This is a genomic window from Nocardia sp. BSTN01 (assembly GCF_015354405.1).
Taxonomy (GTDB): Bacteria; Actinomycetota; Actinomycetes; order Mycobacteriales; family Mycobacteriaceae; genus Nocardia.
The window spans coordinates 219,622-227,807 of the sequence record NZ_JADKYP010000001.1 but is presented as its reverse complement, the minus strand read 5'-3'; the positions used below and the strand labels follow the sequence as shown (position 1 = coordinate 227,807).

7 protein-coding genes are annotated in these 8,186 nt (G+C 66.1%); 1 reads left to right on the top strand and 6 read right to left on the bottom strand.

The genetic code is table 11. The features are described from left to right. Positions 1-9 precede the first annotated feature (9 nt). Positions 10-510, bottom strand: a complete 501-nt coding sequence (locus IRT45_RS00925) for a YbaB/EbfC family nucleoid-associated protein (protein WP_194803967.1) — start codon at positions 508-510, stop codon at positions 10-12. A 25-nt stretch (positions 511-535) separates the two neighbouring features. Beyond that, complete coding sequence (locus tag IRT45_RS00920) at positions 536-856, bottom strand: hypothetical protein (protein ID WP_194803966.1); 321 nt, start codon at positions 854-856, stop codon at positions 536-538. 163 nt (positions 857-1,019) lie between these two features. Here IRT45_RS00920 and dtd point away from each other — a divergent pair, with 163 nt between their 5' ends. Beyond that, on the top strand, positions 1,020-1,463 hold the full coding sequence (dtd, locus tag IRT45_RS00915; RefSeq protein ID WP_194803965.1) for a D-aminoacyl-tRNA deacylase: 444 nt from the start codon (positions 1,020-1,022) through the stop codon (positions 1,461-1,463). Between the two features lie 9 nt (positions 1,464-1,472). Here the strand turns inward: dtd and IRT45_RS00910 are convergent, their stop codons facing one another. The 4 genes from IRT45_RS00910 to IRT45_RS00895 are packed head-to-tail and all read right to left on the bottom strand — an operon-like array spanning position 1,473 to position 8,180. Continuing rightward, positions 1,473-2,264 (bottom strand): ESX secretion-associated protein EspG, encoded by a 792-nt coding sequence (locus IRT45_RS00910; protein ID WP_194803964.1) that lies wholly within the window; start codon positions 2,262-2,264, stop codon positions 1,473-1,475. A 10-nt stretch (positions 2,265-2,274) separates the two neighbouring features. Beyond that, a complete protein-coding gene (locus tag IRT45_RS00905) occupies positions 2,275-5,172 on the bottom strand; it encodes a hypothetical protein (protein WP_194803963.1) in 2,898 nt (965 codons plus the stop codon). 2 nt (positions 5,173-5,174) lie between these two features. Continuing rightward, on the bottom strand, positions 5,175-5,507 hold the full coding sequence (locus IRT45_RS00900; RefSeq protein WP_194803962.1) for a hypothetical protein: 333 nt from the start codon (positions 5,505-5,507) through the stop codon (positions 5,175-5,177). Positions 5,508-5,528: 21 nt separating this feature from the next. Then, positions 5,529-8,180, bottom strand: coding sequence for a hypothetical protein (locus tag IRT45_RS00895; RefSeq protein ID WP_194803961.1), 2,652 nt, complete (start codon positions 8,178-8,180; stop codon positions 5,529-5,531). Between the last annotated feature and the right edge of the window lie 6 nt (positions 8,181-8,186).

Genomic DNA, 8,186 nt, shown 5'->3' with positions numbered 1-8,186 from the left:
TACCCCGGGTCACCAACTGGAGTCGGTGACCCGGCGTTCCGGTTCGACCGGATAGGTCTCCGCATCCGCGAACCGGAGTTCGTCCTCGCCGTAGGCGGCGGTACGTTCCGGCGAATCCGGCGGCGCCAGTGAGGGTTCCGGCGCCGTCGGCAGCCGCATATCCGGCATGCCCTCGATCAAATCCGTGAGTTTGGGCAACCGGGCCCGGCGTTCCTGCAGCGGCGCCATCAATTCGCGTTGCCGCTGCGCCAGGTTCTTCGACGCCTGCTGGGCCGCCTCGGTCACCGCCCGGGCGATCTCGGAATAGCTCAGATCCTCGATCCCGGCGCCGAATTTGGTCTCGATGACGGTGCCGTCGGCATTCACACTGACCGTGACCCGGTTCTTGCGCACCGACGCGGTGCCGGTCAATTCCGCTCGGTCGCGCTGGATTTGGGCGATCACGCGCAGTTGCTGTTTGGCCTCGCCGATGATTCCCGCCAGCTCCGCCTTCATATGCTCGTTCGTCATGGGTACTCGATCCGCGGCGGGTCGATCACTTGAAGCCGTAGGTGTTGCCGTGCTCCATGGTCTCCAGGTAGGTGGCGCTGTCGTTCTGGCCGTCGGAGAACTTCTGGAAGGCGGTCGAGAAGTTGCGCGCGCCGGTGACCATGTTGTCGTGTGCGGAGAGGTAGCCGTCGCCACTGCCGGTGCCGGCGAACTGCTTGCCCAGACTGTCGTCCCCCCAGCAGTTTCCGTACGCGGTGGTCTTGCCCTGCAATTTCGTCAGCACCTGTTCGATGTGGTCGCGCACATCCTGCGTCTTCCCGGCGGCCGTGCGGAGTTTCGCCACCTCGACCTCGATCTCGTCCGCCATCGTCCGTCCCTCCATCGCACTGCCGGCCGGCGCCCGTCGACGCTGGTCTTCGACGATGGCAGTCGCGGGAAAATCGTCAGTGGCGCCGACGTGAACGCCCGGTGGCCGGTCCCGGAAGCCACCGCGAAACCGCCTCGGCGGCCGGTATCCGATGATGGAGGGCATGCGAATCCTGGTACAGCGCGTCAGCTCGGCCCGGGTCACGGTCGACGACGAGGTGGTGGGACAGATCGACCCGCCCGCGATGGGACTGCCGCACGGCCTGCTCGCCCTCGTGGGGGTCACCGGCACCGACACCGTGGCCCTCGCGAAAACTCTGGCGGACAAGCTTTTTCGGTTGCGCATACTCGAGGGTGAGCGCTCGGCCGCCGATCTCGGTGCGCCGATTCTGGTGGTCAGCCAGTTCACCCTCTACGCCGACACCGCGAAGGGCCGCCGGCCCTCGTGGTCGGCCGCGGCGCCCAGGTCGGTCGCCGAACCGCTGGTCGGCGAATTCGCGGCCGCACTGCGCGACCTCGGCGCCACCGTCGCGACGGGCCGCTTCGGCGCGCACATGCAGGTCTCGCTGGTGAACGACGGGCCGGTCACGCTGCTGCTCGAGGCGTGAGCGGCGCGCTCACTCGTCCACCTCCTGATAATCGTTCATCCGCTGCACGATGTGTTCGGCCTCGGTATCGATCCAGTCGATCAGACCCGACGAACCCATCCCGACGGCTACCGGCGCCGGTTCCTCCAGCGGAATCACGTAGCGACCGTCGCCGGGCAGATCCCGCCACAGCCGGGCGACCGAGATGCGCCCGCGCGGGCCGAATTTCGATCTGCCCTGCGTCAAGCGGACGGTGCCGGTGTGAGTCGCGGGGATGGCGAAGAAGGCCGCGCTGGTGAGGCCGCGGTAGTCGTCGTCCTCGTCGTCGGCGACCATGGAACCGCCGCCCGAGGGCCGGCCCACGCTCTCGCCGATCTGGATCTCGATCGGTCCACGCCGTCCCGGTTCGGCCACCGGCAGCAGGCCGACGACCGTCTCACCGAGCGCCCGCGGGTCACAGGCGGTAATGGTGAAACCTTCGGCATGTTTGAGGGTTTCACCCGGCAACTGGACGACCACGAACCCGCGGGAACCGAGCCGCCCGGCGTAGAAGCGCACCCGCTTGGCCGGATTGTCGAAATCCGAATCCTCCCACGCCTCCCCGCCGACCAGCACCTCCGGCAGCACCATGGTGTCCACGATCGCTTCGAAGGCGCTGTCGCCGCGGCTCTCCAATTCCGCTCGGGTGCGGCGCCATTCGCGTTCGTAGTCGTCCAGATACGGAATGCGGCTGGTGATGCTGAACATCGACGGCACCAGACCGAAGAAACGGGTGTCGCACAACACCTTGAATTCCAGGTCCGTCAGAGTCCACCTGTTCACATGTCCTCGTTCATGGTTCGATGACCGGCTTGACCCGGAACGGGGTGTCGCCCATCGCGTCGTCCAGCCAGTCCGTGGAGGTCAGATACTTCGGCCGCCGATGCTGGCCCTGCGGTGCGGAATTGCCCGCACTCGAGGCCGGGGTTCCGGCCATGCCGGGCTGACCGGGTTGTCCGGGCTGGCCGGCCTGCTGGTCGTACGAATCGTGCTGCCCCGCACCGTAGGAGGAGACGTCCGCCGGCAGCGATGCGCGCGGGAACTTGTCGGGTTGCCGTGGTTGGTCGAGTTGCCGGGGCGGCGTGACGTCGTCGGGCCCGGTACCGTCGCCGACTCCACCACCTGCTCCCGCGCCCGCGTCGGCGCCTCCCCCACCGGCGCTGCCGCCTCCGCCACCGGGATCCAGCTGTGCCGCGATATCCGACAGCCCCTCCAGGCCCGGCGTGTGGCTGAGATCCCGCAGCCGTTCCGCCAGCGAGTGCAGCGGATCGGTGGCGCCCGTGCCCGACAACAGTTCATCCAGACCGGGAATGCCCGAGAGCAGATGACTCAGGTCGGGATTGCCGGAGAGTAGTTGATCCAACCCTGTCGAGCCCGACACCAACTGGTCCAGACCGGGGATACCGGCCAGGAGATGACTCAGATCCGGATTGCTCGCCAGCAACTGATCGAATCCGGGAATGCCGGACAGCAGTTGCCCCAGGCCGGTCAGGCTGTCGTGGGCGGTCTTCCCGAGCTGGTTCAGCGCCTGTTCGCCGCCCGAGAGCAGCGATTCGAGCGGGTTGGAGCTGCCCGCGGTCCCGCCGAGCAGCGATTCCAGCGGATTCGAACTTCCGGTCGTCGCCGAATCGCCGAAGGACGGCACCGTCTGACCGAGGCTGTCGCCGGTGGTACCTGTTCCGGCTTCCGTATTCTGTTCTCCCGCAAGCCCGGACAGGAGATCATCGAGCGACGGCAATTGCTGTTGGCCGTTCTTGGCCGCGCCGGCCCCGGATTGCTGAGTCTTGCCGAGACTCGACGGAATCGTCGACGAACCCGTTCCCGAGGTGGATCCGGTGCCGGTCGACGAACCGGTGCCACTGCCGCTGGGACCCGAGTACGGCGTACTGCTGGGACCGGAACTGCCGCCGGAGGATCCGCCGGTGTCACCGAGACCGGCGGAATTGAGCAGGTCGCTCAGATTCGGGAGTTGCTGGTTGGACTCGCCGCTCCCCGGCATGCTGTCGTAGTTGCTCGGGATCTGCGAACTCTTGCTCGTCCTGCCGGAACCCGAACTGGCCCCGGAACCGCCGCCGTAGCCGCCGCCCGTGCCGCCTCCGTAACCCGAGCCGGTGTAGTCGGAACCGCTGCCGTAGTCCGCGCCGCTCCCGTAACCTTCGCCACTGCCGTAACCTTGGCCGCTCCCATAGCCTTCGCCGCTGCCATAGCCCTCGCCGCTGCCATAGCCGGAGCCGCTGTCATAGCCGGAACCGCTGCCATAGCCCGAACCGCTGCCATAGCCCGAACCACTGTCGTAGCCGCCCCCGTAGCCGGAACCGCTGCCCGAACCCGAATTGTGGGAACCCTCTTCGTATCCGGCCTCATAGCCCTGCTCGTAGGCTGCTTGCAGCTGCTGCGATGTGGCGCCGCTACCGGACCCACTGCCGTAGCCGGAACCGCTCCCGTACCCCGAACCGCTGTCGTAACCGGAACCACTGCCGTAGCCCGACCCGCTGCCGTAACCGGAACCGCTGTCGTAACCGGAACCACTGCCGTACCCCGAACCGCTGCCGTAACCGGACCCACTGCCGTACCCGGAACCGCTACCGTAACCCGATCCGCTGCCATAGCCCGATCCACTGCCGTAACCCGAACCGCTCCCGGAGCCGCTACCCGATCCCGAACCGCTACCCGAACCGGATCCACTGCCCGACGTGCTGCCACCGCCCGTCTGCCCCGGAATGGCGATCGTCGGAATCGTCGAGATCGTCGACTTCATCGGATCCGCGTAGTACTTCTTGTAATTGGCGCGGTATTCGTCGGTGTGGTGATGTTTGCAGCCCGTCTTCTCCGGTTGTCCGGGAGTGGGCATCGACTTGCGGGTCGCCTCGAGCCAGTCGCTGGTGTACCGCAAACTCGCACCGGTCACCTTGATGGCGTCGATCAGATCCTGCGTACTGTCCTTGTAATTGCGCACGGCGGTCACCGCCGCGGCCGACGCGGTACCGGTCCAGCTGGCCTGCAACTTCGCGATCTGATCCGCGTAGGTGGCCATATTGCTCGAAATCAGTTTCGACATCGAATCCCAGAACCCGGACAGATCCATCGGGGGCTGCGCGTGAATCGTCTGGCCCAGCTGGATCATCTGATCCCAGTCCAGGCTGTCCGGATTCTCGATGTTGATGGTGACCGAATCGGTCTTACCGCCGTAGCCCTGAATCGCCTCGGGGAAACTCGGCATCGACCAGCTGTCGTCGACGAAATCCTGATTGAGGTCGGCGACCAGGCTCCCCCCGTTCGAGGAGAGTTTGGGCGGCGTCACATTGCTGGTGACGTCCTTGGGTTTGGCGATCGTGTCGAAATTGAACGTCGAACTGTGCTCGTGTGCGGCGAACGTCTTACCGGCGGCGACGAAGGTGTCGAACTGATCGCGAACCACATTCGCATGGGTCATCAGCGAGTTGTACAGAGCCGCACCGTGATTGCTGTAGACACCCGCGAGATCGCGGCTGGACTGCAGAATACTGAAAGCGCCGACCTCGTGCGCGCGAGTGTCGTGGACCGATTGCGCCAATGCCTCCAGATTGGCGATCAGCTGCGCCGCGGCATCGGTGGCGGCCTTGATGTCTTTCGTATCGAATTGCAGCACACCGGAATTCGCCGCGCCCAGAATCTGTGTCCACTCGGTGGTATCCGCATTCGGCAACGTCATGATCAGCCTCCGAGACCTTCGGTCGAACCTTGTTCGGCGGCTCTGAACTGGTCGGCGGCCGAACGCTCACCCTCGGCGAACTGGAACAGGGCATCGGCCATGCCGTAACCGCCCTCGACCATATTGGCCCGCGTCGCCTTGTACCCCTTGTCACCGTCGGCGAACTTCTTGCCGGACTTGTCGTTTCCCCACGGCTGGTTGGTGGAGTCGTTCTCGATTCCGGTGAGCGTGCTGTGCAGGGTATCGATCACGCCCCGCACTTTGTGTGAGACGTCCTCGGGCAGGTCGGCGGCTCTGGTCAGCGCGTCGACATCCACCTCGATCTTCTCCGCCATTGTCAGTCCCTACCTGTGTGCCTACATCTGGAACGGCTTGTCGACATTCGGATCTCCCGCGCCCGGATAACCCGTACCCGGATCGTGGCCGCCCGGATCGTTCGCGGCGGCGCGCGGTGCGGGTGGGGTGTCGGCCGCCTGCAGCCACGCCTCCTCGCCCGGCGCGTCCGGGGCGTCGTAATGCCCCGGCATCGGACCGATATCCGGCACCTTCTTCGGCCGTGACTTGGCGCGATAATCCTTACCCGGCCCCAGTGGTCTCCCCGGATCCTGCTGGTCGGTGGAGTCGGGCGGTGGGGGCGGAGCCGGAGCCGGACGCGACGGAGTCATATAGTTCGGATCCGACGGATCACGCGAAACACCCCCACCCTGACCACCATTCACCGGCGGCTGCGGAGCCGGACGCGACGGAGTCATGTAATTCGGATCCGACGGATCACGCGAAACACCCCCACCCTGACCACCATTCACCGGCGGCTGCGGAGCCGGACGCGACGGAGTCATGTAATTCGGATCCGACACATCACGGAAGCCACCACCGCCCTGTCCTCCGGTGGAGGAAGTCGGCGCCGCGGTGGTCGGCGGTCCCGGCTGCGTGAACGGCCGCGAAAAGTTCGGCGGGTTACTCGAATTCCCCGACGAACTCCCCACCGGCGCCGCATGAACCGGAGCCGACGATGAGCTCACCGACGGGCCCGGCTGCGTGAACGGCCGCGAAAAGTTCGCCGGATTGCTCGAATTCCCCGACGAACTCCCCACCGGCGCCGCATGAACCGGAGCCGACGACGAACTCACGGGCCCGCCCACCGATGCACCCGGCTGCGTGAACGGCCGGGAGAAGTTCGGCACGTTCGGTGTCGGCCTGGTCACCGATGCGGGCGCGGGAACACCCTGCGAGCTCGGATCACCGTGCGCGATTCCGATGGTCGACGGATGCGGCGCCGATCCATCCCCTCCGAGCAGGGTCGCGTGTAGCGGGCCCGGAATTCGCGAATTCGGATTGGGCGACATCGAGGGAAACAGTGGTGTCGACCGCTGCGGCCCCGACCCGTTCAGGGCATTCGAGCCGCTGGTAGTCGTCGTGTCCGGCCCACTCGACACCGACGGTTGCGGCACCCGAGCCGGTCCCGCGTTCGTGCCGCCGACCGCTGTCGGATGCGAGATATTCGGCACGGCACCGGAATTGGTCGTGTGTATCGGCGCCGGCGGCGCTTGATGGGTCCCGGGATTCGGCCCACCGAGCCCGGCGGGCCGAGTCGACGGCTGCGGCATCGGAGCCGGATGATTGTTCCCGCTGCCGTTGGTCGTCGCCGAATTCGTCGTGCCGCCGTGACTCGTCGTACCGCCCGCCGGATTCGTCGTGCCGCCGTGATTCGTCGTGACGCCCGCCGAATTCGTGGTACCGCCGTGATTCGTCGTGACGCCCGCCGGATTCGTGGTACCGCCGTGGTTGGTTCCAGTGGTAGTCGTCGAGGACGGTTGAGTCTGCCCGGGCACCGGCCGCGGCGTCAGTGGATTGTTCTCCGGTGGCGTCTTCGGCGGCGCCCACGGCGCCTTCTGGTTCATCCACAGGTTGAACCGGGGATCGGTGCTGTCGGGTCCGTGGGTCTTCGTGCCCAGACCGCGCATACCGCCGACCATGCCACCGCGGGCCGCACTACCCACCCAGCCTTCCGGGCCCGCGAAGGCCCCGGCGATATCGCCGGTTACCGCGCCCGCGCCGAGATTGCCGAAAATATTGCCGAACACACCGGCCGTGGCGCCGATAGTGGCTCCTTGCAGAAAGAATCCCGACCGGAACGGCATATTGGTGATCGCGCCGCCGAATTTCTTGTCCAGATTGCTGATTCCGAAACCCATGTACCGGCCGAGTTCGCGACTGGGGATGGTGCTCAACGCCGACGCCGCCCAGGAGGCGCCGAATTCCTTCCAGTTGAATCCGTGCCGTTTACCGTCCGCGATCTGCGCGCCCTGCACGATCGCATTGGTCACCGGCGCCCAGAGCGCGCCCTCACCGAATTTCACCGTGTAGACACCCATGCCCTTGGCCGTGGGCAGAATCGTCTTCGCCTTGTACTTCCAGGTCTGCCCCTTCATCCCCTTCCAGGTATCGGCCGAGAGGATGTGTTTGAACCAGTACCGGGAGGCCCCGTTGAGTTCGCCGCGGGTCGCGAATCCCAATTTCGCCCAAGCCCGTTCGAGTGCGTTCTGCAGTGCGTCGGCGATGAACTTCACGATCGATCGGGTGGTGCCGATCGCGGCCGCCTCCACCGCCGGTGCGGTCGGCGGGAACAGCCACGCCCAGGCGATCTCGACCAGCAGAATGCACAGCGAGACGATGATGTTGATCTTCGCCGACTGCAGCTCGGTCCCGACATCGAAGGTCGAATCGCCGATGGTCTTGAACGATTCGGCCAGTGTCGCGAGCGACTGATCCCCCTGCAGGAACACATCGAACAGCTTGCCGATCTGATCGGCGGCATCACCTGCCGGAAAGGCCGCCATCGCCGCGTTTTTCGCGCTCTCGATGCCGGGGACCTGCGCCGCGAGATCCTTGGACGCCTGCTCCCAGGCCCGCGACACCGCCCACATCTTGTCTTCGTCACCGTCGGGCCAGCTCGCACCGGCAACCCAGGCGATCGGACGTACGGGCGGGGGCAGGTACAGGCTCACGGCGGA